General features: G+C 41.0%; 21 protein-coding genes. 6 read left to right on the plus strand and 15 right to left on the minus strand.

The window, feature by feature from the left end; genetic code table 11:
• Nucleotides 1-50: 50 nt before the first annotated feature.
• The 3 genes from ACTQ1L_RS02170 to ACTQ1L_RS02180 all read right to left on the minus strand — a co-directional run bounded on the left by ACTQ1L_RS02170 (nt 51) and on the right by ACTQ1L_RS02180 (nt 4214).
• Complete coding sequence (locus tag ACTQ1L_RS02170; RefSeq protein ID WP_441365293.1) at nt 51-1391, minus strand: CCA tRNA nucleotidyltransferase; 1341 nt, start codon at nt 1389-1391, stop codon at nt 51-53.
• Between the two features lie 142 nt (nt 1392-1533).
• Entirely contained in the window at nt 1534-2973 is a 1440-nt protein-coding gene (proS, locus tag ACTQ1L_RS02175; RefSeq protein ID WP_012741431.1) for a proline--tRNA ligase, read from the minus strand.
• Nucleotides 2974-3068: 95 nt separating this feature from the next.
• Nucleotides 3069-4214: a glycerate kinase family protein gene (locus tag ACTQ1L_RS02180; RefSeq protein ID WP_015515591.1), complete on the minus strand. Its 1146-nt coding sequence runs from the start codon at nt 4212-4214 to the stop codon at nt 3069-3071.
• Between the two features lie 206 nt (nt 4215-4420).
• Between ACTQ1L_RS02180 and ACTQ1L_RS02185 the strand changes: the two genes are divergently transcribed.
• Nucleotides 4421-5122: an AzlC family ABC transporter permease gene (locus ACTQ1L_RS02185; protein WP_321110493.1), complete on the plus strand. Its 702-nt coding sequence runs from the start codon at nt 4421-4423 to the stop codon at nt 5120-5122.
• A 44-nt stretch (nt 5123-5166) separates the two neighbouring features.
• Complete coding sequence (locus ACTQ1L_RS02190; protein WP_441365294.1) at nt 5167-5475, plus strand: AzlD domain-containing protein; 309 nt, start codon at nt 5167-5169, stop codon at nt 5473-5475.
• 102 nt (nt 5476-5577) lie between these two features.
• Here ACTQ1L_RS02190 and ACTQ1L_RS02195 read toward each other — a convergent pair whose 3' ends face one another.
• Together ACTQ1L_RS02195 and ACTQ1L_RS02200 are read right to left on the minus strand one after the other, a co-directional pair.
• Nucleotides 5578-6354 (minus strand): sulfite exporter TauE/SafE family protein, encoded by a 777-nt coding sequence (locus ACTQ1L_RS02195; RefSeq protein ID WP_441365295.1) that lies wholly within the window; start codon nt 6352-6354, stop codon nt 5578-5580.
• Entirely contained in the window at nt 6351-6791 is a 441-nt protein-coding gene (locus ACTQ1L_RS02200; RefSeq protein WP_441365296.1) for a MarR family winged helix-turn-helix transcriptional regulator, read from the minus strand. The genes ACTQ1L_RS02195 and ACTQ1L_RS02200 overlap by 4 nt, the downstream gene beginning before the upstream one ends.
• Nucleotides 6792-7068: 277 nt before the next feature.
• Between ACTQ1L_RS02200 and ACTQ1L_RS02205 the strand changes: the two genes are divergently transcribed.
• Both ACTQ1L_RS02205 and ACTQ1L_RS02210 read left to right on the plus strand, forming a co-directional pair.
• The gene (locus ACTQ1L_RS02205) at nt 7069-7764 is read left to right on the plus strand and encodes an AzlC family ABC transporter permease (protein WP_441365297.1); all 696 of its coding nucleotides are present in this window, start codon (nt 7069-7071) and stop codon (nt 7762-7764) included.
• An 84-nt stretch (nt 7765-7848) separates the two neighbouring features.
• Nucleotides 7849-8172: a branched-chain amino acid transporter permease gene (locus ACTQ1L_RS02210; RefSeq protein ID WP_441365298.1), complete on the plus strand. Its 324-nt coding sequence runs from the start codon at nt 7849-7851 to the stop codon at nt 8170-8172.
• A gap of 21 nt (nt 8173-8193) precedes the next feature.
• Here ACTQ1L_RS02210 and ACTQ1L_RS02215 read toward each other — a convergent pair whose 3' ends face one another.
• Nucleotides 8194-10032, minus strand: a complete 1839-nt coding sequence (locus tag ACTQ1L_RS02215) for an AAA family ATPase (RefSeq protein WP_441365299.1) — start codon at nt 10030-10032, stop codon at nt 8194-8196.
• Nucleotides 10033-10357: 325 nt separating this feature from the next.
• Here ACTQ1L_RS02215 and ACTQ1L_RS02220 point away from each other — a divergent pair, with 325 nt between their 5' ends.
• On the plus strand, nt 10358-11755 hold the full coding sequence (locus ACTQ1L_RS02220; protein ID WP_441365300.1) for an MATE family efflux transporter: 1398 nt from the start codon (nt 10358-10360) through the stop codon (nt 11753-11755).
• A 118-nt stretch (nt 11756-11873) separates the two neighbouring features.
• Here ACTQ1L_RS02220 and ACTQ1L_RS02225 read toward each other — a convergent pair whose 3' ends face one another.
• On the minus strand, nt 11874-12380 hold the full coding sequence (locus tag ACTQ1L_RS02225; protein WP_441365373.1) for a Fic family protein: 507 nt from the start codon (nt 12378-12380) through the stop codon (nt 11874-11876).
• A gap of 282 nt (nt 12381-12662) precedes the next feature.
• Between ACTQ1L_RS02225 and ACTQ1L_RS02230 the strand changes: the two genes are divergently transcribed.
• Nucleotides 12663-13418 carry an exodeoxyribonuclease III gene (locus ACTQ1L_RS02230; RefSeq protein WP_441365301.1) on the plus strand — a complete coding sequence of 252 codons (756 nt, stop codon included), beginning with the start codon at nt 12663-12665 and terminating at the stop codon, nt 13416-13418.
• Nucleotides 13419-13524: 106 nt separating this feature from the next.
• Here ACTQ1L_RS02230 and ACTQ1L_RS02235 read toward each other — a convergent pair whose 3' ends face one another.
• From ACTQ1L_RS02235 to ACTQ1L_RS02270, 8 genes are all read right to left on the minus strand, one after another.
• Nucleotides 13525-15771 carry a glycoside hydrolase family 31 protein gene (locus tag ACTQ1L_RS02235; protein WP_441365302.1) on the minus strand — a complete coding sequence of 749 codons (2247 nt, stop codon included), beginning with the start codon at nt 15769-15771 and terminating at the stop codon, nt 13525-13527.
• A gap of 128 nt (nt 15772-15899) precedes the next feature.
• A complete protein-coding gene (locus ACTQ1L_RS02240; protein ID WP_441365303.1) occupies nt 15900-16556 on the minus strand; it encodes a sugar O-acetyltransferase in 657 nt (218 codons plus the stop codon).
• 379 nt (nt 16557-16935) lie between these two features.
• A complete protein-coding gene (locus ACTQ1L_RS02245; protein ID WP_441365304.1) occupies nt 16936-18090 on the minus strand; it encodes a GGDEF domain-containing protein in 1155 nt (384 codons plus the stop codon).
• Complete coding sequence (locus ACTQ1L_RS02250; RefSeq protein ID WP_441365305.1) at nt 18090-19439, minus strand: MATE family efflux transporter; 1350 nt, start codon at nt 19437-19439, stop codon at nt 18090-18092. Before ACTQ1L_RS02250 ends, ACTQ1L_RS02245 begins: the two co-directional genes overlap by 1 nt.
• Before the next feature lie 29 nt (nt 19440-19468).
• The gene (locus ACTQ1L_RS02255; protein WP_441365306.1) at nt 19469-19963 is read right to left on the minus strand and encodes a DNA-deoxyinosine glycosylase; all 495 of its coding nucleotides are present in this window, start codon (nt 19961-19963) and stop codon (nt 19469-19471) included.
• Between the two features lie 79 nt (nt 19964-20042).
• Nucleotides 20043-20522: a hypothetical protein gene (locus ACTQ1L_RS02260; protein WP_441365307.1), complete on the minus strand. Its 480-nt coding sequence runs from the start codon at nt 20520-20522 to the stop codon at nt 20043-20045.
• A 371-nt stretch (nt 20523-20893) separates the two neighbouring features.
• Nucleotides 20894-22579 (minus strand): hypothetical protein, encoded by a 1686-nt coding sequence (locus tag ACTQ1L_RS02265; protein WP_441365308.1) that lies wholly within the window; start codon nt 22577-22579, stop codon nt 20894-20896.
• Nucleotides 22580-22593: 14 nt separating this feature from the next.
• Nucleotides 22594-24219: an AAA family ATPase gene (locus tag ACTQ1L_RS02270; RefSeq protein WP_441365309.1), complete on the minus strand. Its 1626-nt coding sequence runs from the start codon at nt 24217-24219 to the stop codon at nt 22594-22596.
• Nucleotides 24220-24367 lie beyond the last annotated feature (148 nt).

Consider the following 24367-nt stretch of genomic DNA (forward strand, 5'->3'; position numbering starts at 1 on the left):
AATCCCCCCTCATATGATTAATGCATCATAACTATTCAGATGCTTTTTAATCATATGAGAGAGGTTATTATTTTATTCGCAAGCTCTTTAAGTTTTTGTGCTTCATTGAGCGATGGGTCATCAAGCACCTGCTCATAAAGCCTGTCCAGGATATCGCCAAGCTTCGGTCCCGGCTCTACCCCCATTTTAATCAGGTCGCTGCCATTTATTTTCATTTCCTTTTTTGATACACACTGGTGGTCTGCTAGGATTTTCCTGTATACACGCTCATATTCTGCGATGTATTCAAGCTTTTCTGCTCGCCTATACATGCTCTGTCCGAGTGTATCGGCTCTTTTCACCTCAAACAACAGCGGAAAAAGCTCTGTTCCTATGCGGCTCATGGCACGCCTTACATTACGCTCTGTGATGGCCGGACGGTCATCATGCTCTTTTACGAGCTTACAGCAACAGTCTGTAGTCCTGTTATCAAACTTAAGGCGCCTGAGTATCTTTCTTGTCATATCAGCTCCCACAACAGGATGCTTCTTGAAATGATTCTGGCCTTCATCGTCTGTCGTAATGCACACAGGCTTTGCCACATCATGAAGCAGCATGGTAAGCCTTAGGATTTTGTCCGCTCGCACATGCTCCAAGGTATGAAGCGTATGCTCGCCGACACTGTACATATGGTGCTTATTGTGCTGAGGTGTCTGCATCATCACATCAAACTCCGGTATGAATACCGCTGTGAGTCCAAGCTCATACAAATCTCTCATCATCTGCGGATGGTCTGATGTCAGAAGCTTCACAAGCTCCACCTGGATTCGCTCTGCGCTGACCTTTGACAAGGCAGGGGCAAGCTCTTTTATGGCTGCTTTAGTCTGTGTCTCTATATCAAAGCCAAGCTGGGCTGCAAATCGCACCGCACGAAACATCCTGAGTGCATCCTCACTGAACCTGTCGTGCGCACAGCCCACACATCTGATCACATGTGCTTTTAAATCTCCTATGCCGTCAAATTCATCGACAAGCCCCATCCTATGATTATACGCCATAGCATTGATTGTGAAGTCGCGCCTCTCCAGATCAAGCTTCAGATTGGAGGTAAAGGTAACCTCCTTTGGATGGCGTGCATCCTCGTACTCTCCGTCTATCCTGTAGGTGGTGACCTCATAGCCCACATGCTCCAGCATGACCGTGACTGTGCCATGCTGGATACCTGTGTCTATCGTATGGTCAAATATCGCTTTGACCTGCGCAGGCTTTGCAGATGTGGTGATATCCCAGTCCTGCGGTGTCCTGCCAAGGAGACTGTCACGCACGCATCCACCTACCGCATATGCCTCAAAGCCATGCTCGTAGAGCCTGTCTATTATGAAGTTGACATTCTGCGGTAAATCTATGCGCATCGTTGGATTCTCCTTTTTTATTTTGAATGACGCTCGCCAAAGGGGCACATTGACACAGCATATGACTGTAACACATGCTCTCATAACTCCTTAGTCTGGTGAGAGTAAATACCTCCTGCGGCAGAGCTTATTAGGCGCGAATTTAGTATGCCTTACCCCAGTATACGAGCTTATGCGCCGGCTTTCCACAGCATACGCATACGTCGGAAATCTGCTCCTGGTCACCAAATGGCATACAACGGCTTGTAACTGTTGTGTCCTCTTTGATTTTGTTCTCGCAGGCCTCGTCTCCACACCACATTGCACGGATAAAACCAGGCTTTGTCTCTGCGATTGCCTTGAACTCATTGTAGTCGTGTGCATCGTTTATATGGCTTGCAAGGAATGCCTTTGCCTTCTCGAGCATGTCATTCTGCATTGTCTCAAGAACCTCTGCGAGCTTCTCATTTACCTCATCGAGTGAGACAACGATTTTCTCTCTTGTGTCTCGGCGGACGATAACGCATTGGTTTTTCTCGATATCCTTTGGTCCAATCTCGATACGTGTTGAGATTCCCTGAACCTCCTGTGCTGCGAACTTCCAGCCAGGTGTCTTGTCGGTTGCATCAATTTTCACGCGGAAATCCTTTGAGAGCTTGTCCTTGAGGTCGTATGCCTTGTCAAGTACGCCATCCTTCTGCTGCTGGATTGGAATGACCATAACCTGTGTTGGTGCAATCTTTGGTGGAAGCACGAGTCCTGAGTCATCTCCGTGAACCATGATGATAGCTCCGATAAGACGTGTTGAAACGCCCCATGATGTTTCATGACAGTACTGTAATTTATTGTCCTTGTCTGTGTACTGGATGCCGAAGGCCTTAGGAAAGCCGTCACCAAAGTTGTGTGAGGTTCCTGACTGGAGTGCCTTTCCGTCATGCATGAGTGCCTCTATAGTGTATGTAGCCTCTGCTCCGGCGAACTTCTCCTTGTCTGTCTTTCTTCCCTTTACCATAGGGATTGCAAGGTATTTCTCACAGAAATCCGCATAGATGTTTAACATCTGTACTGTACGTGCCTCTGCCTCTTCGGCTGTTGCATGAACAGTATGTCCCTCCTGCCATAAGAACTCTGATGAACGGAGGAATGGACGTGTTGTCTTCTCCCAGCGCACTACTGAGCACCACTGGTTATATACCTTTGGAAGGTCTCTGTGTGACTGTACTGTTTTGCTGAAAAGCTCGCAGAAAAGTGTCTCTGATGTAGGTCTTACTGCAAGTCTCTCCTGAAGTGTCTCAAGTCCGCCCTGTGTGACCCATGCAACCTCAGGTGCAAAGCCCTCTACGTGATCCTTTTCTTTCTGAAGCAGGCTCTCCGGAATGAACATTGGCATGTATACATTCTCTACACCTGTCTCTTTAAACATTGCATCGAGATTTTTCTGTATATTCTCCCAGATGGCATAACCATTGGGCTTAAAGATCATACATCCCTTTACAGATGAATAATCCATCAACTCTGCTTTCTTCACAACGTCTGTATACCATTGTGTGAAATCTTCCTCCATGGAAGTGATGGCCTCTACTAATTTTTTCTCCTTAGCCATTGCTTTTCTCCTTTTTTATTTAAATATTCTATGATATACGGGGGCTTTTATATCTCATCCGGCCCCTGCACCACGCACAATTTTACTAACATATATTATTCCATAAGCGAGCTGATGTCAATAAGCCTAAAAACTTGTTCTGCAGTGTTTTTCATATTTTTTTGAGCATTTTTGATATCCATAGCCTCATTAAGCGTTGTTGCCCCTCTTATAATAGGGAAAAACGCATCTATGCCTTCTTTATTACATGCCACTGCATCGTCAGTGACACTCCCTGCAAGTGCGATTACTTTACAGCCGTTTTTTCTGCCTGCTTTTGCCACTCCGACAGGCACCTTTCCCATGGCGCTCTGTCCATCAAGCCTGCCCTCTCCGGTCACTACGATATCGGCATTTTTCAGTTCCTTGTCAAGCTGTATTGCGTTTAGCACTATATCTATGCCGGATTTAAGCTCCACGTTCTCAAGTCCAAATAGAAACGCAAACCCAAGACCTCCCGCAGCGCCTGCTCCCGGTGTCTCGCTAAAACGTTTTCCCGCATATTCCTCAACACAGTCTGCATATTGTCTCATCATTTTATCCATCTGTGCCTTTTCATGCTCCTGTACGCCCTTTTGCTTTCCAAAAATGTATACGCAGCCCTGCTCTGTGCACAGTGGATTAGTAACATCACATGCTATTTTGAAATGACACTGCTTCAATTCTGCAGGAACCTTGTCAGCCTTGATCTTTTTTACTCTTGCTAGCGAGCCAAATACCGGTGGAAGAATATTGTCATCCTCATCATAAAACTCATAGCCGAGCGCCGTCAGCATTCCTATGCCACCCTCAGTGGTTGCGCTTCCGCCTATTCCAATTATGAAATTCCGACAGCCCTTGTGAACAGCATCCAGTATCATCTCTCCCACACCCAATGAGGTTGCTTTCCACGGATCAGGTTTACCTTCAACAAGTGTGATTCCCGACGCTTCTGCCATTTCCATAACAGCCGTATCATCCTCAAGTACTCCATATGTTGCGTGCACCTTTTGTCCCATCGGTCCTGTTACATCAACATGTTCATATGTGCCATTCATGCCCTCTACCAAAGCGGTTACAGTTCCCTCGCCGCCATCTGCAAGCGGTCTGACCACCACGTCCGCTTTCGGTATTGCCGCCAATATGCCTTCTTTGCATGCCATCCCTGCCTGCATGCTTGTCATGCTTCCTTTAAATGAATCAATTGCTACTACAACCTTCATTTTACCATTCCTCTATTTTTGTTTATATATGGTTCAGTAAGGTATACATCGAATTGCATGCATCGATAACACCTTTTTCCTCTAATCATATTATTTTATCATAATTTTAAAGTCAGGTGTAGTTTCCAAAAACAATTTGAAAGTGCATTTTCATGAAATTTGTGCTAGAATAACATGTTGTTGTAATATGCTAAGGAGAATTTAGAATGGAAAACTATAAACGAGGACTGACAGCAGGAATCCCGATTGCGCTGGGATATTTGTCAGTTTCATTTACTTTTGGAATTATGGCGGTGTCATATGGACTATCCTGGTGGCAGGCTGTGCTCATTTCGATGACCACTGTCACATCTGCCGGACAGTTTGCAGGCATTGGAATTATGATGCATCCGGGACAGTATTTCCAGATGCTTATTTCGCAGATTACTATTAATATAAGATATTCCTTTATGTCGATTTCGGTTGGTCAGAAGGCTGATTCCAGATTTAGCGGAATTTCAAGATGGATACTCGGCTTTATGATGACTGATGAGATTTTTGCCGTGGCAAGCCAGGAGGATTCTGTGAGCAGAAGCTTTTTTGCAGGACTTTCAACTCTTCCATACATCGGCTGGGCTGTCGGTACGCTGATAGGTGCTATACTGGGAAGCATTCTGCCGGATAGGCTTATGAGTGCGTTGAGTCTTGCTATTTATGGCATGTTCGTGGCTATCGTGGTTCCTGAGATGAAGAAATCACGGGCGGTCGTGTTTGTTGTGCTACTTGCACTCGTGCTTAGCTGCATGTTTTACTACATACCGTTTTTGTCAAAGATTTCAAGCGGTATCACCATCACTGTTGTAGCCATTGTGGCTGCAGTTATCGGTTCGCTGCTGTTTCCGGTTGCAGATGATACTGATAAGGAATGATTTATTAAATATTTGATAATAAGCGTATAAGGAGATTTTACATAATGAAAAACAGTGTATATTTTATATATTTACTCATACTCGCGGGCTCCACATATCTGATCCGAGTTATTCCTTTTATCGCAATAAAAGAAAAGATCAACAACAGCTTCGTGCGATCTTTTCTATACTATATTCCGTATGCAGTTTTAACCGCCATGACTATTCCGGCAGTGTTTTATGCTACTAACTGGTGGGTTGGTGCAGCAGCAGGACTTATCGCGGCAGTGATATTTGCATTAAAGGGTAAGGGGCTTACAACCGTGGCCGTGGCTTCCTGTGTGGCGGTATTTATTGTAGAGCTGTTTCACTAATTATTTATTTTCCCACTTGAAAAGCCATAACTAAAGTGATAAAATTTTGAACTGCGCGTTTATATTTTTTAATAAATATTTTATAATTACCGAAAGGATAAATCAGCTCAGAAGTGAAAATGCAAATACCACGATGCCAAGTATTACAAGCACAATGCCTGTGACACGGTTTAAGGTTTTTGCGGATGCCTTGTTTGCAAAGACCGCTGCAATTCTCGCCCAAAGGAGTGTAAATGCAATACATAAAATCAGCACAAACCAGTCTGGTTTTCCACCGATGGCAAAGTGCGAGGCAGCTCCTGTAAAGGCTGTAAATGCCATGATAAATACGCTCGTTCCGACTGCAGTCTTAAGCTCATAGCCAAGCACTGATGTGAGGATGAGGAGCATCATCATACCGCCTCCCGCACCTATGAAGCCACAGATAAATCCGATAAGCACACCGCAGATGATTGACTGGACAGCTCTCTTTTTAGCAGAAACTCCCTGCATGGTCTCCTTTGTTGTCATGACAGGACGGACTATAAACTTGATTCCAAGTAAAAATGTCATAAATACCGAAAAGCTGCCCATTGTTGCTGACGGCACAAGGCTTGATACATAGCTTCCGACAACCGTGAAGCATAAAACCGTGACCATCATTATGAGCCCGTTTTTTACATCAAGGTTCTTGTTCTTTCCATATGTATAGGCTGACACTGCGCTGGCAAGTACATCAGACGACAGGGCTATTCCCACTGCCATATACGGGTCCATTCCCAAAAAGGTAATGAGCATAGGGCTTATTACTGCTGCTGCGCTTAGTCCCGCAAAGCCGGTTCCAAGGCCTGCGCCCATACCGGCAAAAAATGTTACTACTATAGTTACTAATGTGATCATTTGTGTGATTTCCTCCTGATTATTTCATCCATATTATTCTCAAGCTGTTCCATAACAATCGTCAGCTGCTTTTTCTGCTCCTCATCTATCCCTGCAAACAGATTTGCTGTAAACTGCTGCTGTATATGCCTTCCTCTTTCAATGACAGTCCCGGCCTTTTTTGTACAGACAAGCTCCGTCTTCCTCCTATCATTTTCTACAGGCTTTCTCTCCAGATAGCCCTCATTCACAAGCTTGTCAACATTTACAGACACAAGATTTGCCTTGATTTTTCTTATTTCAACTATATCCCTTGCCGTCTTATATTCCGGATTGTTCGCCAGAAACATGAGTATATCAAAGGCTGTCTGTGGAAGCTTCAGCTCATGGCACAGTGGTCTGCACTCATCGCTGTAGGTTCGCGAAATTTTCTCTGCAAACTCAAAGTTAAATTTCATATGTGATATTCCTTCTTTCCTTTTCCTATTTTGCTGTTTTGTTATACATTTTTGGATTATTCATTTTTGAACCAATTATATATCTCTCTGTCATTTTGTCAAGCGATTATTGTAATTTATACCCTGCAATGCTATACTTTTTGAGGCATTTTTTCATTAAAAATAAGGTATACATCGAATTACATGCAAGCATGCATCGATGATACCTTTTGACCCTTTAATAATATTATTGTGATATAAATGTTATCAATTTTATCAGAAAGCAGGTTATTACATTATGAGGCTTAAGGCGCTAAAAGCCGCTTTTCCATCCACTCTTCCCATTTTCACAGGTTTCTGGTTTCTGGGAATGGCATATGGCATATATATGAAGGTATCGGGATTTTCTTTTATCTATCCGATGCTTATGAGCCTTTTGATTTTCGGAGGTTCGCTTGAATTCATTACCGTCGAGATGCTCCTAAGCCCATTTGCACCGATGCAGGTTTTTATCATGGCGCTGCTCATTCAGGCAAGGCATCTGTTTTATGGAATTTCGATGCTGGAGAAATTTAAAGGAACCGGCTGGAAGAAATTTTTCCTGATATTCGGTATGTGTGACGAGACTTTTTCAGTAAATTACACTGTAAAAATCCCTGAAGATGCGGACAAGGGCTGGTTCATGCTCTGGGTCACATGGCTTAATCAGCTCTACTGGGTATCCGCTGCGACAACCGGCGGGCTGATTGGTTCTCTGCTTAAATTTGATACCAACGGAATCAGTTTTGTTATGACGGCCATGTTTGTTGTCATCTTTCTGGAGCAATGGCTTAAGGAGAAAAATCATATTTCATCGCTAATGGGAATTGTTGTTTCGATTATATGCCTGATATGCTTCGGTGCAGATTCGTTTATGATACCGACCATGACGGCAATCGTGATAATACTGGCACTTTCAAGAAATAAATTAGTTGAGAAAACCTGTGATGAATAGAGCTTTTTTATTTTAACCAATATAATTTTATACAGGACTACAATGCAAAATTTCAATTTATAATAAATCATAAGGAAATAATTTATGACTATTACACAACAGATAATAACTATAGTACTCTGCGTGGCAGGAACAATGCTCACCCGCTTCCTGCCGTTTGCAGTTTTTAATGAAAAAAGAACAACTCCTGCATTCGTGCAGTACCTTGGAAAATTTCTGCCGCCTGCGGTATTCGGTATGCTGGTCGTATACTGCCTTAGAAATGTGGATATAGTGTCAGCACCACACGGACTCCCTGAATTTATATCGGTGATTGTGACAGGTGCGCTCCATATATGGAAAAGGCAGATGCTCCTCTCCATCGCGGGAGGAACTATCTGCTATATGCTGCTTATCCATATGATATGATTTAACAGGTTTATCTTACAATCACAGAGCTATCTCCACATTTTTGCCACAGAATGCAACTCCATATTTTGTTATTTCTATTATTCCTCTGTCTATCATATCTGTATCATAATTTTTGTCTTCTATCTGCTGCAATGCCTCCTGAGCTGATGCCTCAAGCATTTTTTCTTCTTTAACCGATTTAAACTCCATTATAATTGCAGGCATTGATGAAACCTTTGGCTCCAATGTCAAATCAAATCTGCCATCACCTGATTCGCGGTTTGACCTGATATAATACATCGCAGACATCCCGGCAGATAAACCAAGCATCAGCCCATGATAAAAGCCTTCCGCGGCGCCATCAAAACTGCTTGCACACGTCAGCATATACTTTCTTAGAGCAGTTTTTAATCTCTCTCCGTCCTTTAGATAAAGAGCCTTTTCCAGCTCTGCCATCACATTTTGGGTCATATTATTTCTAATCCAGAATAATATTTCTGAATTATATACTCTTCTGATTTCCCGATTCGGAAGAGCAAGCTCAACAAATGTACCAAATTCTGTTTCTACTGCAGTATTTAGCGGCTTTAAATAACCGGAAACAAGAAGGAAACTAAATATGCTATCTGCACCATCTGTTATTCTTGGATATATCACATCCATATTTAATGATGTTTGCACTGATTTTCCCTGAATGAGTGAAATCAGATCATCCGCAATTTCAGGTGTCAATGATTTCATTATCTCTCGAATAATCTCATTATCACTTGTATTTGTCCAGAATGGTTTTGGCGTACAATCATTATTAAAGTAGTTTGCCACCGACCATGGATTGTATATGTCCGTATTTCCAAACATATATCCATCATACCATTCCATTAACTGAGCTTTTTTATCAGTACAACCATAATAGTCAGCCATTACGTTAACCTCATCCGTTGTAAATCCAAAGTACTCACTGTATTTATCATCAAGCACCGAATTTACCACCAGATTATTCAGACCACTAAACAGATTTTCTTTAGAAACACACAATATCCCTGTAAGCACACCAAATGCAAGCGCCGGATTATCCTTCAAGCCGCCTGACATAAAATTCCTCATAAAGGTTATTACATCATTATAAAAGCCCTTCGAATGCCCCTGCTGAATCGGTGTATCGTACTCATCAATTAAAATAACTACCTTACTGTGATGATACTTTTCCAGCATGCGGCTCAAATACAACAGTGCTCTGGCGTATTCCACATCGCTTAATTTTCCCTTCTGCAGTCTGTTCAAATAATCACGTTCCACCTCATCACAAGCATCCCATGAAAAAAGCTCCTGATGCCTCATATATTCATCTCTTATAACAAGTCTTACGGCCTCTAAGGAGTCATTCCAGTTATCAAATTTTACATCCTTAAAGGTAATGTATATAACAGGATATGTGCCCTGTTTTTCACGATATTTTTCACCGCACGACCATATTTTTTTATCCCGAAAATATATAGAGCTGTCAGCATCCGTTTTTTCAAAATAAACCTTCAACATGTCCATCGCAAGCGTTTTACCAAACCTTCTTGGTCTGGTAAACAGTGTGACTGTCGCATGGTCATCTATTAAATCACGGATTAACAAGGTTTTATATACATAATAACAGTTTTTCACAGTATCCACGTACGATGTACTTCCTACTGCACATGGAAGTTTTTCATCCTCAAGGCGCTTTTCCCTCTGATAAGTATAAACCGATGTCTCCGGTATTTTCCATCTTCGTCCATCCTGATAAGCCCCAATGATTTCTCCGTTGTTGCACAGTCCTACCACTCTTCTTACAGAAATCCCTAACAATTCAGCAGCCATCTTACTTGAAATATACTTGGTTTCGGTCATTTTTACCCTCCATTCGGAAACACTCAGCTATTTATCGGAAATATTATAGCATTCTTCGGAAATAATATCAATTTTTTCGGAAATCAGCTATTCTTTACCTATTTTTTGAGAACTACCATATATAAATGCTATTAAATATACCATCTATAATTACTATTGAATATCTTGAAAGTATTCTGCAGTCATGGTATTATATGTAATTGGCGCTTTGTTGCACATTTTGAACACCGGCTAATCTACCGGTGGTTTTAATTTTAATAACTAAAGCTTCCTACATATATAATGCCGGAAGTTTAAATTACAATCATTTACAATAGGAGGAATCATGAGTCAGGAAACAAATTCAGCCCCTGTAACAGAGAACAAGATGGGAACCATGCCTATCGGCAAGCTTGTATTTAACATGTCTTTGCCTATGATGATTTCCATGCTCGTACAGGCTCTATACAACATCGTGGACAGTATTTTCGTTGCAAAGCTGTCCGAAAACGCACTCACAGCAGTTTCACTTGCCTTCCCTTTGCAGACACTCATCATCGCTGTCGCAACCGGTACAGGTGTAGGTGTAAACGCGCTGCTGTCAAAGTCACTCGGTGCCCATAAATACGACGATGCCAACAAAATCGGCATCAACGGTGCCGTACTATATGCATTCAGCTACGTAATATTTCTGATTCTCGGACTTACAATCGTAAAGCCTTTTTACATGAGTCAGATTGGAAATGCTGATGTCGAAATCATGGATATGGGTGTGAGCTACCTGAGTACTGTTATGATTTTTTCATTTGGTATTTTTGCGGAAATCTTTTTTGAGAGGGTGCTTACCTCGACAGGAAGAACTATTTTCAGCATGACCTCACAGCTTTGCGGTGCCATCACAAATATCATTCTGGATCCTATCATGATCTTTGGACTGCTTGGCTTTCCTAAGCTCGGTGCTACCGGTGCTGCTGTGGCAACCGTTGTGGGACAGTGCGTGGCCGCCGTTGTTGCTTTTGCCTGCAATCACAAATTCAATCATGATATCAATCTGAGCTTCAAGGGCTATAGCCCGGATTTCAAAATCATGGGAACCATTTATGCTATTGGTATTCCGTCAATCATCATGCAGTCTATAGGCTCTTTAATGACATATTCCATGAACAGAATACTTATCGGCTTTTCATCGACTGCCGCTGCTGTTTTCGGTGTTTATTTCAAGCTACAGAGTTTCTTCTTTATGCCTGTATTCGGACTGAACAACGGAATCACACCTATCATCGCCTTCAACTACGGTGCACAGAACAGGAAGCGTATGGTTAAGACAATAAAGGTCAGCCTGATAACAGCATTCTGTCTGCTCTTCTTTGGCTTTGCCTGCTTTGAGTTCATACCAAAGGTGCTTCTTGGAATGTTCAGCGCCTCTGACGATATGCTCAAAATCGGTGTTCCGGCGCTCAGAATAATCGGTGTGCATTTCCTCATCGCATGGTTTTGTATTATCGTCGGCACAGTATTCCAGGCTTTGGGAAAGGCTGTCTTTTCCATGATCGTATCAATCATGCGTCAGCTTGTGGTTTTAATTCCGGCAGCATACATCCTTTCAAAGCTTGATGGACTTCACGCTGTATGGTGGGCTTTCCCGATAGCAGAGGTGATATCCTTTACTGTTTCGACATTATTCTTAATCAGGATTAACAGAACTATTATCTCAAAGATTCCTGATGGAAGTGATGTGTTGTAAGAAATTTGTGACTATTCAGTTACAGAGATTTAATAATTTGTACAGGGGCATTTATGTGCCCCTTTTTTAATCCCGTTATTTATATGGTACTTTTAAAAAATACAATTTTGTTATAATGTCATATTTTCACATATTCACCACTGAGCTGACTTGAAATATCATCTAAAATCTTATCAATCTGAGCTAAAATAAATTCGATAAAACCTGTGGATTCTCCTACAACATGACATTGTGAAATAGCCTCATAGTATTCATCCTGAAATTTTTCAATCTGGCTCTCAATAGGGATATATTCAAACACGGGCTTCCATTTTGCAAGAATAGCTGTATGCCATAATCTCGCCATTCTTCCGTTACCATCAGAAAAAGGATGGATAAACACAAATTCATAATGAAATACACCGCTCAGTATCAACGGATGAACATCTTCCTTTGCTTCCTTCATCCATGCAAATAATTCATCCATAAGGTGTGGTACAAACTGCACAGGTGGTGCCATAAAGATACATTGTTCACCCTTGAACACACCTTCCTCACCTGAACGAAATTTTCCTGACTCTTCTACGAGATACTTTGTCATTACTCCATGAAACCTTTTCAAATGCTCAATATCATATGGATTAATCTCCGAAAGATGTTCATATGCTTCATATGCATTCTATACTTCCTGAATTTCCTTTTGCTTTCCAAGCACCGTCCTGCCATTTATGACATCCCGAACCTGTCCCAGAGTCAAAGAATTTGCTTCCATCTTGCGTATCATCTTGCGTATTTTCTTCCTCTATTATACGTATTTTATGAAAAAAGTTCAATCTGCAGATACAAACCTCTTTTAAAAAATGCGATTTTGTAGTAAAATTGCCAAAATGAAATGATAATTTATTGCAGTGATATGGAGGATTAAGACATGAAATTTATATCGTGGAATGTAAATGGACTGCGCGCATGCGTCCAGAAAGGTTTCCTTGATTTTTTTAACAGTATAGATGCGGATTTCTTTTGTATACAGGAGTCCAAGCTGCAGGCGGGACAGATTGACCTTGACCTGCCGGGCTATCACCAGTACTGGAATTATGCCGAGAAAAAAGGCTATTCCGGCACAGCCATTTTTGCCAAAAACAAGGCATTATCAGTGTCTTACGGCATAGGCATTGAGGAGCATGATAAGGAAGGACGCGTCATCACACTTGAATATGACAATTTCTATCTCGTAACCTGCTATACTCCAAACTCACAGAATGAGCTGAAAAGGCTGCCGTACCGTATGCAGTGGGAGGATGATTTCAGAGAATATCTTAAGACACTCGATGCCAAAAATCCTGTCGTACTGTGCGGTGATCTGAATGTCGCACACAATGAGATCGACCTGAAAAATCCAAAAACAAACCGCAAGAATGCAGGTTTTTCAGACGAGGAACGTGCTAAAATGACAGAGCTTTTAGGTTCCGGTTTTACCGATACCTTCAGATATTTTTATCCGGATGCCGAGGGTATATATTCCTGGTGGTCATACCGTTTTAAGGCTCGCGAGAAGAACGCAGGCTGGCGTATCGACTACTTTATCACATCAAAGCGCATCAACGATAAGCTGCAAAAGGCAGCAATCCATACCGATGTGCTCGGTTCAGACCACTGCCCTGTAGAGGTTGATATTGAATTTTAAACTGGCAAATCCTGCTCTTGAGAAAAATCCGCTACACTAAATATATAGTATAGCGGATTGATTTATAAAAGATAATTTTATTCTATTATCCTTATAGGATTCCTTTTTACAATCCCTTATGCAACACCCTCTTCTCAAGCTTATCCCCATCCAGGGTATACTCAACAGCATTATACTCACCGTCTCTGTATGCGAACGTCTCATTGTCATCCTGATAATGCACGAAGCTGCCCTTGCCCGGATATGTCAGTATGCTGATCTTATCCTCTGTAATGTCCTCTGTAGAGCGGATTTCTCCGTCTGCAACAGGGATAATGGCTCCTGCTTTTATGAAGACAGGTACTTTATCAAGTGGTGCATCTGCTAAAATATATCTGCCGCCACTGTATTTTTCGCCTGTGTAGTAATCATACCAGTCGCCGTCAGGCAGATAAACCTCTCTTGCCTCCTTGCCCGGTGCGATCACAGGTGCAACCAGCACAAAGCTTCCGAGCATATATTCATCGGAAATATTTCTCACATGCTTATCTGCAGGATACTCGTATACGAGCGGGCGCACGATAGGTGCTCCTGTCTTTTCACACTCATGTGCCAGATCATAGATATATGGGATAAATCTATATCTGAGCTTTACTGTCTTTCTGACTGCATCTATCGTAGTCTCGTCAAACTGCCAAGGCTCCTGTCTGCGTGTTCCCATCGCTGAATGATTTCTGAAAAACGGCACAAATACTGCTGCCTCATAAAATCTGACAAGAAGCTCCGGTGTAGTATCACTTCCGAAACCGCCTATATCGCTGCCGCACATGGCAAGTCCGCTGACTGACAGATTGCACACCTGCTCGAGTGAAAGTGCTATATGCGCCCAGATGCTGTGATTATCTCCGGTCCAGCCACCGCAGTATTTCTGGCTTCCGGCATATGCAGCCCTTGTAAGTACAAACGGACGTTTTCCACCATCATTTTTCGCAAGTCCCTCATATGTGGCTTTTGCCATAAAATGTCCGTAAATATTGTGAACCTTTTCATGTGCTCCATACTCAAACTGCACATCATCCGGCAGTGGTCCGTTGAAGCTTGCAGGCTCATTCATATCATTCCATATGCCACTGATACCGTGCTCGAGAAGTATCTTTGTCTTGTCTCCCCACCAGCTTCTGACGCTTTGCTTTGTGAAGTCCGGAAATACCGATGTGCCCGGCCAGACAGCATTTTCGTATACACTGCCATCTGTATCATGTGCAAATGCATCCATCTCCATGCCCTCTTTGTACATGAAATAGTCCTCATCCTTTTTCACACCCGGATCAATGATGGATATGAGCTTTACACCCCTGTCAGCAAGCTTCTCTGAAAGGCCCTTTACATCCGGGAATTTCTTGTCATCAAAGGTGAATACCCTGTAGCCGTTCATGTAATCGATATCCATATGTATCACATCGCAGGGGATATCAAGCTCGCGGAATTTGTCAGCTATATCAAGCACCTCATCCTGTGTGTAATAGCCCCAGCGGCTCTGATGGCTGCCGTATATCCATCTCTGATAAAGCGGTGTGGTGCCTGTCAGTGATGTATAAAGTCCTACCACCTCTGCCATATCATTTCCCGGCATAAAATAGTAGTCCGGCTCACCCTTCTCATGCTCGATGAAATAGTAATCTGTGTTTTCAAAACCGAAATCAAAAGTTGTCTTGTATGTATTATCCGCAAAAATTCCATAGCAATATTCATCGCCCAGCACGATAAAAAACGGTATGGATTTGTACAGCGATTTGAAGCTGTCCACATGTGGCGCAGGATCATCTGTGTTCCAGTTTACATATGAATATCCACGCTTGTTGAGGCATCCCGGCTTATCTCCCAGACCGTAAATGGCATCATCCTTTCCAAGCTTTTTGATGATGGTAACAGAGTCAGTTTTTTCTTCATCTTTTCCGACAGTATGTCCCTCAAGCTCTGCGATGGCAAGATCCTCGTACGGATTCTTCTCACTCTTTTTGCGTGCTTTTTCATAATCTGAAAGCACAAGCTTCCCTTTGTAATAAATATCAAGTTTCTCGTTATCCTTTACATTTACAGTAATATCCCTTGCGCGGATGACTGCTTTAACTGCTGCATCGCTTACACCGGCTTCTGCTGCGTTCCCCTTGGCATCAGACGTATCCTTGCAGGTCACGTCCGGTGTGGCAGCCTTCGGAATAAAGCCCTCCTCTATTGCAACACTTTCGATGCCGGGTTTTTGTGCAACATGCACTATGTTGTTTTCAAATATGGTAACAAACAGACTGCCGTTCTCGTAGATCAGCTCTGCTGTGTTGTCCTGTATTTTACAGTTCTTATATGAATTTCCCATCGCATAATCCTCCCTTGAATTATATGATTAAAGGGTCAAAATACCTTTTGACCCTTATATCATTATATAGTTTCGAGTTGTTTCATTGTTATTACCATAGTACCATTTATTGGTATATTGGTCAACAACTACCTCTCTCTTTTCCTCTGCGACAAGGGCACCTCATTTTTCATGTAAGTGTCCCACACATTCATGCGATCCTGCTCGTCAAACTTGCGCAACACCCTTGCCGGCACACCTGCTGCGATACAGTTATCGGGTATATCGCGGTTTACGACTGCACCTGCTGCCACTATGCAGTTCTTTCCGATTGTGACACCGCCACAGATTGTAGCACTCGAGCATATCCAGCTTCCGTCACCAATCCTTATAGGCTTTGCATATTCAAGGTCATGGAAGCCGTCCGGATATTCCTGCGGCAGGCGTTCCTCTGACAAAAACGGATGGCAAGGTGTCGCAATAGTGACATTTGCTCCAATCCAGACTCCGTCACCTAGCTCAATCGGTGCGCAATCCAAAAATGTACATTTGTAGTTTACAAAGCAGCCCTTGCCAAAGTAGATATTCACACCATACTCACAGTAAAATGGTGCAAAGATGCATGCACCACCATCCTTTGCAGATGGTATCATTTTCTCCAAAATACGCTGCTTACGCTTCTTCATCCAAATCGGTGTGCGGTTGAATTTGTCACACAGCCCCATTCCTCTTTCATGGTAGCCTGCTATGTCTGTGCTGTCTGCATTATAGAGCTTTCCCGCTCTCATTCTGTCCCAATTGTTCATAGTGTTTATCCTGATGTTTCTTATAAAAATACTTCTGTTTACTATAATAGTATCATCCATTTTTAATTTTTACAACAAAGAAAGTCACCGGTCACACCTAGTATAGCGTTCGCAAAATAACTGGTTTAATACGTAGAACGTTTTTTTGAGAGTGCAATTCAAAAAATGTAGGCGTAGCGGGCTACGCTGAGGCTTTTTGGATTGTACTATCGAGAAAACGGGCAAGTATTTGGTCCAGTTATTTAAGAAACGCTATACTAGTATGACCGGCGACTGCCTCAGGCTGTAAGTATCTATTACGGCTACCGTGAATGGGATATTCTTTTCATCGAATTTATCCATCAGCTCCATATAGCTCTCTTCTGAGTATTTATAGTACCTACTCCCTGCGCACACGCTTGTTTTCATACATTTTCTCATCCGCCTCACAGATAATCTCATTGATATCGGCGTATCTGCCGCAGGAATAACCTACTGACGCGGAAATTGGGATTTTACTGTCCTTTTGGATTGGTTCCATCAGCTTATTCCATCTGTTAATAAAGCTAAGTGCATCGTCCTCAGTCCCATCCGGTATGATCATGATAAACTCATCGCCACCATAGCGGTATGTTCTTACATTATCATTATCATTTGCTGCAATAAGTCTGATAGTTCCCGCTATTCTCGCTATTAGAAGGTCTCCGTTCTCATGTCCGTATGTATCGTTCACAAACTTAAGCTCATTTACATCCCAATATATGACTGCAACCCTTCTGTCAGGTTCCTGTGGCTTTTTAAGGTCATCAAGAAGCTTATTTTTATTGTAAAGGCCCGTCATATCGTCTATTGCTGCCTCTCGCTTGATACGGTGCGCTTTTTCCATTGTTCTTCGAATCATTTTGTTTACGCCATTGCTGACACTGTAAAATCCTGTTGCTATAAGCGAACGTGGAAAGACATAATACATAAAAAGCGTAAGTCCGGGATTTTTATTCACCTCATTCAACAAAAATACTCCATCCTTTTGAAGATGCTTAAGTGATGTTGTAGTAAGCAATACCATATTTGCATCGCACACTCCAAAATAATAACCCACATATGTACTAAACGCTATATTAAAAATCGTAAAAACAAATGCAAATCTCGACAGGCACTTTGACGAGTATACACCTGCAATTACAATTGGTAACATCACAACTATTACCATATGATATGTAAGCGATGAGCTCGTTATCATCACCAGAAAACCGGCATCTGAAATGCACAGATACTTTGCACAGGCATGATCCGGTCCAACTATGATCAGCAGTATAATAAACACCAGCAAAAGTACACATGATAATATATATCCTGTATCAAAAATATGCTTATCAACAATAAATATACCAATGCAGTTGAGTATGAATACAAATAAATATAGCAAATGCCATATCAAAAGCATGCGAAACACAAATATATTTTCCACAACATCCTTCTTCTCATATATAGGATCATCATCTGTAATTTTAGAAAATAGCAACTTTAATGTCTGCATTGTCCTTCCCCTTTCCATTATCTTGTCAAATCCTTTACCCACTTGTATTTTTTAAAATGTATAAGTGTCCACGGTATCTTTCCAACCTCATCCACGCAGGTACACGCATACACCACAACCACCGGCCAGTTCAAAAAATATGTGCCTGCAACTGCAAGCGGTATTGCTATGCCCCACATCGTCACAGCAAGAGAGTACATATCAAACATCGTATCTCCTCCCGAACCAAAGACACCGTTTATGATGATTTCATTTACCGATCGTCCAATCATGTAGAAGGCAAGTACACCGAATAACTGCTTCAGATACTCTGCAGCCTGCGGTGTGAGCTTTACAAAATGTAAAATCACCGGTGCTGAAACCGCCATAAGCACTGTCATAACAGCGCCACACAAAAATGACAGCTTTGCCATTCTGATGCCATATGCTTTTCCACGCTTTAAATTTCCTGCGCCAAGCTCATTTCCTATCATAATGCCTGCTGCACTTGATATACCTGCACTGAGACAGCAAATGATATCACGCACAACCGCTGCAACGGAGTTGGCCGCTGCCGCATCTGTTCCCATGTGTCCCATAAATGTAGAATACGATGTAAAACCTATGCCCCATACAAGGCTTGCTCCGAGAATCGGTCCGGAGCACCTGATAAAATCTGCTGACAGCTCCTTGTTCCTTGCAAAAAGCTCCCGGATTTTAAGTCTGATATATCCCGGTCTGTACGAAAATGTGATTGAAAGCATAAGCTCCACTACTCTTGATATGAGTGTGGCAAGTGCCGCTCCCCTCACATTCATGCTCTCGATGCCAAATGCACCATAGATAAATATGGCATTGAGCATTATGTTTATAAGCACTGTAATTGAGCTGACTGCCGCCGCAGTACCCGCGTGCTCTGATATCTTCATCATGACTATATAACACTGCGAAAAACCTGTCAATAAATATGAAAAAGAAGCTATTTTAAGATAGCTTACACCATAATCTATAAGCACCGGCTCGTTTGTGAAAATAAGCATCAGATATCGTGGAAAAAATGCACATGCCACGAAAAACAGCACCGATACTATGCCACATATCCTGATTGCAAGAGCGAATATGTCATCGAGCGCCTTTATGTCCTGCTTGCCCCAATACTGTGCTCCGAGTATTGCAAGCCCTGCTGTAGCTGCTGAAAGAAACATGTTCTGGATGAACTGTATCTGTGTGGCGAGCGAAACCGCTGACATATAGTTCTGGTCCAGTCCTCCAAGCATGAAAGCATCTGCCACCGCCACTAGCGCCAGCATCAGATTCTGCACCATTATCGGAACCATGAGTATCCACAGCTTTTTGTAAAAATGTATATCAAATTCTATTGTTTTCATAAGTAAATTTTACCTCTATATATAAATCTCTAAAGATTTACAAGTATCTGTGTCCATGCTTCGCATAGCCTTTCAAATGACCATGCCGCATTTGCAGGGCTTGTGGACGGCAATGTAACCGCCTCCATTCCTGTCAGAGGAAGCTGATATTTCTTATAAAGCGCCCCTGCTTTATTTCCGTTTGCATATACCTGTTTTATATCGACTGTTTCAAGGATTTTTCTTATATCCGTTGGTGTTACATTTCTGATGCTGCTGTCGCTCGAACCCTTGATGTCACAGCTTTGTATCACATCCCATATGGCTATGTGGTTTTTAAACAGCATATATTTTTTCTCATCTATCATCTCCGGCACCGGTTCATCCAATAGATACGCAAGCAGCTTCCAGAAACGGTTCTGCTTGTGTCCGTAATAGAAATTGTTTTCCCTGGATTTTACGGATGGAAGCGTTCCGAGGATGAGGATTCGGCTGTTTTCGTCATAGACAGGCTTAAAGGAGTGGGTTATGTGCTCGTATTCCATTAGCCTTTATCACCTCTTATCATCTTTAAATGTTCTCCTGATTTTGTATAGTAATCATTATACCTTATAGCTGATACTTTTACGAGTCAATTAAATGATTTTTCTCATAAAAAAACTCACAATCGTTTTTTCGACTGTGAGTTTTTATACCACTGTAATCCATAAAACTTCTAAAACAGCTCCCCAAACCAGCCCAAAAGCTGGAAAAATTCTGGAAAAAAGTAGCTGTAACCGCCGAAATCCACAAAACAGCTCCCCAAACCACAGCGAAACAGTCGGAAAAATCCATAAAAAAGTAGCTGTAACCACTGAAATCCACAAAACAGCTCCCCAAAACCAGCGAAACAGCCGGAAAAATCCATAAAAAAGTAGCTGTAACCGCTGAATTCCACAAAACAGCTCCCCAAAACCAGCGAAACAGCCGGAAAAATCCATAAAAAAGTAGCTGTAACCACTGAAATCCACAAAACAGCGCCCTAACCACAGCGAAACAGTCGGAAAAATTCATAAAAAAGTAGCTGTAACCACTGAAATCACTAAAGTCCCAAAAACAGCTCAAAAATATAGCCTGTTATTTATATTTTCATGATGCTATCAAACAAATGGAGACCATAAGCTCCACTTTTGAAGATAAGTAACATGAGAGAAGCTTATCTTACATATAAATCTGTAATTTACCGGCTCCATCCTTATTTTTCCAGGATGCTATATCGTCCCATAGCTCACTTCCGTCAGAAAAAACTTCTATATTCATTTTTGTCATCTGCTTTTTTTGATATCTGCAAAAGCATTGCTTCTATTTTTGACGCAAAAACTAAATCATCACATATCGCAATATTTATCAAAGTGTTTTCTTCCTTTACCATTTTATGATATGAGGGTCAAAAGGTATTTTGCCCCTCATTTATGATTATGCAGAGACTTTAAATATCACTTACTCACCCATCCAAAGCTTTTTAATTCGTCTTTAAACGCTCTTCTTCTGGAATACTGTGCTGCAAATTTTGACATATAATCCTGCTTTGCATTCATTACTTCTCCCAATGCCGCAATATACATGGCACATTCTCCATAATAATTCCTTTTGTTGGCATCCATGATGCCGGCCACACGTTTTTGAACGAGTTTATCTATATGATTTATTATTTTCTTCTTTTCTGAATCACTCATCTGTGTTGTGGATTTCCACAGCAAAAATATTGTGTAAAATGATTCATCATCATAATCAGAGCCGAATGCATTTTTTGTAATGTTAAGCATTTTTTTTATTTCTGAATGCATAGGCTTCCCATTAAACAGATAAAGCAGATATATAGCCAAGCCTTCTTTCATAAAAGTACATGACCACCCAAGTGCTTCCTTACTGCTGACTCCACTATTTAGCACTCCTAAAAATTCCCCATCCAGAAATCTCAAAATATACATCATATTCTCTGAAATCACATTTTTGTCAAGCTCAGACTTTCCGCCATACCCACCCAAAAAATGTTTTCCTTCTTTTCCATTATACCTGTCAATGATTTCTCTCATTTTAATCTTAGATAAATTCTTATCTTTACAATTTATGAAAACTCTTAAATAATTTGTGGCGCATGTATCTGATTCAAAAGCATCCATATAAAGCTGCTCAATAAGCTCTGAATCTTTTCCTTCACTTTTCGCAATTTCAACTGTTTTTAAAGCCACCTTACTTCTAACTATAAGCTGCCGGTCAATCCGCTTTACGCCATCCATTCCAATCTTTAATGCCAGTTCTCTCTTTACCGATGAATCATTCAATATTTCAAGATATATTCCCGGATGATTGTTTACATATTTTTTAGCGTTCTCGAATTTAGCCTCCACATCATCGCTTAGATTTACAGCTTCTTTATACAATCTCTCCGCCAAATATCCCTTTTTTGTTCCGAGATATCCTATCCAGTCACTTATAAAATCGTCAACATCCTTAAGCTCCTGCCCTCCATACTGCATAACATTTTCAAGCTTTATATCTTCATCCTCTGCATTAGCCCATATCTCATACATAATATCAGGTCTTTTCTGTGGTTCAGCCACCTGATAGCATGCATACAGGGTATCCAAAAGCAAGCCCCTATAGTTGAAGCTGCATACATGATAATATTGCAAATCCATTAATGACAAATCTTCCCCAGAATACTCTCCATTTGTCTGAACTGATTGCATAAATAGTTTTCTTCCCATTTTTAATGCCAGCTCATAATTTTCTACGTCAATACATTTATGCACAAATGAGCATGCTTCACAAATCACGCTTCCTATTCCATCCGGATCCTCATACAATATTTCTTCTACTGTGCTGTTATACCAGTCATCATATTCATCATTATATTCTTCACGTAGAAATATAACACCATTTTCAATTTCAATGAACTTATCACATATTTTTTTATATTCTGTTTCCAATTTATTATTATCTTTTTTATTGATATTTGAAGTATCATTACTATCAATCTGCTTTATCTGTTTAATAAAATCTTTCCTTTCCTGCTCCGGTAAAGTTCTTGCAATTTCATGTATTATCCTTAAAAGCTTTTCGCAGTCATATCCACTTATAGTTTCATCTACTTTATTTAAAAATTGCACTAAGTTCATGATATTCTCCTTTGTTATTTCGATATTTCTTCCACTTTACAGCTATGTTTTTTACTTTCCTTCCAATAACCAATTCCAACCGCAAGTATCCTTCCTGTGTATATCTTTTGCCCTGCAAGTTTAGGCACAAATTTAAGTGCATACTTTTTATCTATGATTTGTGCAATTGCTTCATCCGGAGTGTGATCTACTTTTAATTCAAGGATTATACAATCTGCAGTTGTATCATATGGATAAAAAATAAAATCTACATATCCTGTTCCGGCCTTATCCTCACGCTCCACACGATAACTATCCCTTGCTGCAAGATATACCAGATTAACTATTGCAGATAACTCTGTCTCATGATTATACGATAGCAGAGGCACCTCCGTGTTATGCGCAAATTCCAGTATTCTTTCCATGGTCAGTGTGTCCCCTGCCAAGGTTGCTTTAAGCATTTTCTCGGACTCTTTTGCTAGACGGTATACATATCCCAATGACTCATTTTTTACAATAAGCTCATCAAATTTCTCCATCAGCTCTCTGTTTGGAATGCACACTTTTCCATTAAGATAGCTTAAAAATCCATACACTACCATCGCAGAATATATCTCATCTCTTGTTGAAAGATTCATTGATGTTGCCGCATACTCTTGTATTTTTGCAGTCACGGACTCGCCGGATATCATAAGTGCCAGATCATCCCTGACATCAGAAATATTATTTCTGATATAATAATATATCTCATCATATGGTCCCGAACTTGTCCAGTAATTTGCCAGATTATTAAACTGCAATGCAAATACTACTGAACGTGGATTGTAAACACGTTCCCCCGACTTTGTATAGTAACCATTATACCAGTCACGGAGTCCTTTCCTCGTCACGCTCTTTTCCTTATGCTGCCTGTCACACTCTACAATATAGCGTCTGTACAGATCATCCACTTCATCATCGGTAAATCCAAAATACTCTCCAAACATCGGTGAATTTACCATTGTAAACTCTGCAAACATATTAAGCTCAGAACCACTTGAATATTTTGCAATAGGTAAAATGCCTGTCATATATGAAAGAACCACATATGGACGATCCTTCAAAAGATTACTTAAAAATGCCACATATTTTTCTTTATCAATCTCATTTATAAAATCTCTGTGGAATATAAAATCCCATTCATCCAATACAAATATAAATTTCTCACCACACTGCACAAATACACTCTCAAGAATGTCTCCGACTGCATCTGCCTCATTTATTTTAACCTGTGGATATGCTTCCTTTACATCTTCAATCAAAAGTGCTTCTATGCGCTCGATATATTGTGTATATGAATCACAGTTTCTTGGCATTTTACTGAAATCTATGCGAATGACATTATATTGATTTTTATATCTTCTATAGTCATCCACCTGTGATATTGCGAGACTATCAAAAACATCACTCGAATCCGATGCTTTCTGAAAAAAGGAGCTAATCATATTTGCCATAATTGTTTTGCCGAATCTACGAGGTCTGGTAATACAAATATGACGATTTCCTGCGCTTACATACGGAAACAATTCCCTAAGCATAAGTGTTTTATCCACAAAATACGGGCTTAAGCTCTCGCTTTTATACAATGTATATGGTGTTATGCTGTTCAGATATGTTCCCATAGTGTCTGCTCCTTTTCGATACCTGTCTTTTCTATAGCTTTATTATACCTTATAGCTGATACTTTTACGAGTCAATTAAATGATTTTTCTCATAAAAAAACTCACAATCGTTTTTTCGATTGTGAGTTTGCACATCTGCTAAACACAT

Source organism: Agathobacter sp. LCP21S3_B2, assembly GCF_052118705.1.
Taxonomy (GTDB): domain Bacteria; phylum Bacillota; class Clostridia; order Lachnospirales; family Lachnospiraceae; genus Roseburia.

What these genes read in the sequence shown, in the direction of transcription:
- ACTQ1L_RS02170 (WP_441365293.1), bottom strand. Translation starts at nt 1,391, where the DNA reads ATGCGCATAGATTTACCGCAGAATGTCAACTTCATAATAGACAGGCTC.
- proS (WP_012741431.1), bottom strand. Translation starts at nt 2,973, where the DNA reads ATGGCTAAGGAGAAAAAATTAGTAGAGGCCATCACTTCCATGGAGGAA.
- ACTQ1L_RS02180 (WP_015515591.1), bottom strand. Translation starts at nt 4,214, where the DNA reads ATGAAGGTTGTAGTAGCAATTGATTCATTTAAAGGAAGCATGACAAGC.
- ACTQ1L_RS02185 (WP_321110493.1), top strand. Translation starts at nt 4,421, where the DNA reads ATGGAAAACTATAAACGAGGACTGACAGCAGGAATCCCGATTGCGCTG.
- ACTQ1L_RS02190 (WP_441365294.1), top strand. Translation starts at nt 5,167, where the DNA reads ATGAAAAACAGTGTATATTTTATATATTTACTCATACTCGCGGGCTCC.
- ACTQ1L_RS02195 (WP_441365295.1), bottom strand. Translation starts at nt 6,354, where the DNA reads ATGATCACATTAGTAACTATAGTAGTAACATTTTTTGCCGGTATGGGC.
- ACTQ1L_RS02200 (WP_441365296.1), bottom strand. Translation starts at nt 6,791, where the DNA reads ATGAAATTTAACTTTGAGTTTGCAGAGAAAATTTCGCGAACCTACAGC.
- ACTQ1L_RS02205 (WP_441365297.1), top strand. Translation starts at nt 7,069, where the DNA reads ATGAGGCTTAAGGCGCTAAAAGCCGCTTTTCCATCCACTCTTCCCATT.
- ACTQ1L_RS02210 (WP_441365298.1), top strand. Translation starts at nt 7,849, where the DNA reads ATGACTATTACACAACAGATAATAACTATAGTACTCTGCGTGGCAGGA.
- ACTQ1L_RS02215 (WP_441365299.1), bottom strand. Translation starts at nt 10,032, where the DNA reads ATGACCGAAACCAAGTATATTTCAAGTAAGATGGCTGCTGAATTGTTA.
- ACTQ1L_RS02220 (WP_441365300.1), top strand. Translation starts at nt 10,358, where the DNA reads ATGAGTCAGGAAACAAATTCAGCCCCTGTAACAGAGAACAAGATGGGA.
- ACTQ1L_RS02230 (WP_441365301.1), top strand. Translation starts at nt 12,663, where the DNA reads ATGAAATTTATATCGTGGAATGTAAATGGACTGCGCGCATGCGTCCAG.
- ACTQ1L_RS02235 (WP_441365302.1), bottom strand. Translation starts at nt 15,771, where the DNA reads ATGGGAAATTCATATAAGAACTGTAAAATACAGGACAACACAGCAGAG.
- ACTQ1L_RS02240 (WP_441365303.1), bottom strand. Translation starts at nt 16,556, where the DNA reads ATGAACAATTGGGACAGAATGAGAGCGGGAAAGCTCTATAATGCAGAC.
- ACTQ1L_RS02245 (WP_441365304.1), bottom strand. Translation starts at nt 18,090, where the DNA reads ATGGAAAGGGGAAGGACAATGCAGACATTAAAGTTGCTATTTTCTAAA.
- ACTQ1L_RS02250 (WP_441365305.1), bottom strand. Translation starts at nt 19,439, where the DNA reads ATGAAAACAATAGAATTTGATATACATTTTTACAAAAAGCTGTGGATA.
- ACTQ1L_RS02255 (WP_441365306.1), bottom strand. Translation starts at nt 19,963, where the DNA reads ATGGAATACGAGCACATAACCCACTCCTTTAAGCCTGTCTATGACGAA.
- ACTQ1L_RS02265 (WP_441365308.1), bottom strand. Translation starts at nt 22,579, where the DNA reads ATGAACTTAGTGCAATTTTTAAATAAAGTAGATGAAACTATAAGTGGA.
- ACTQ1L_RS02270 (WP_441365309.1), bottom strand. Translation starts at nt 24,219, where the DNA reads ATGGGAACATATCTGAACAGCATAACACCATATACATTGTATAAAAGC.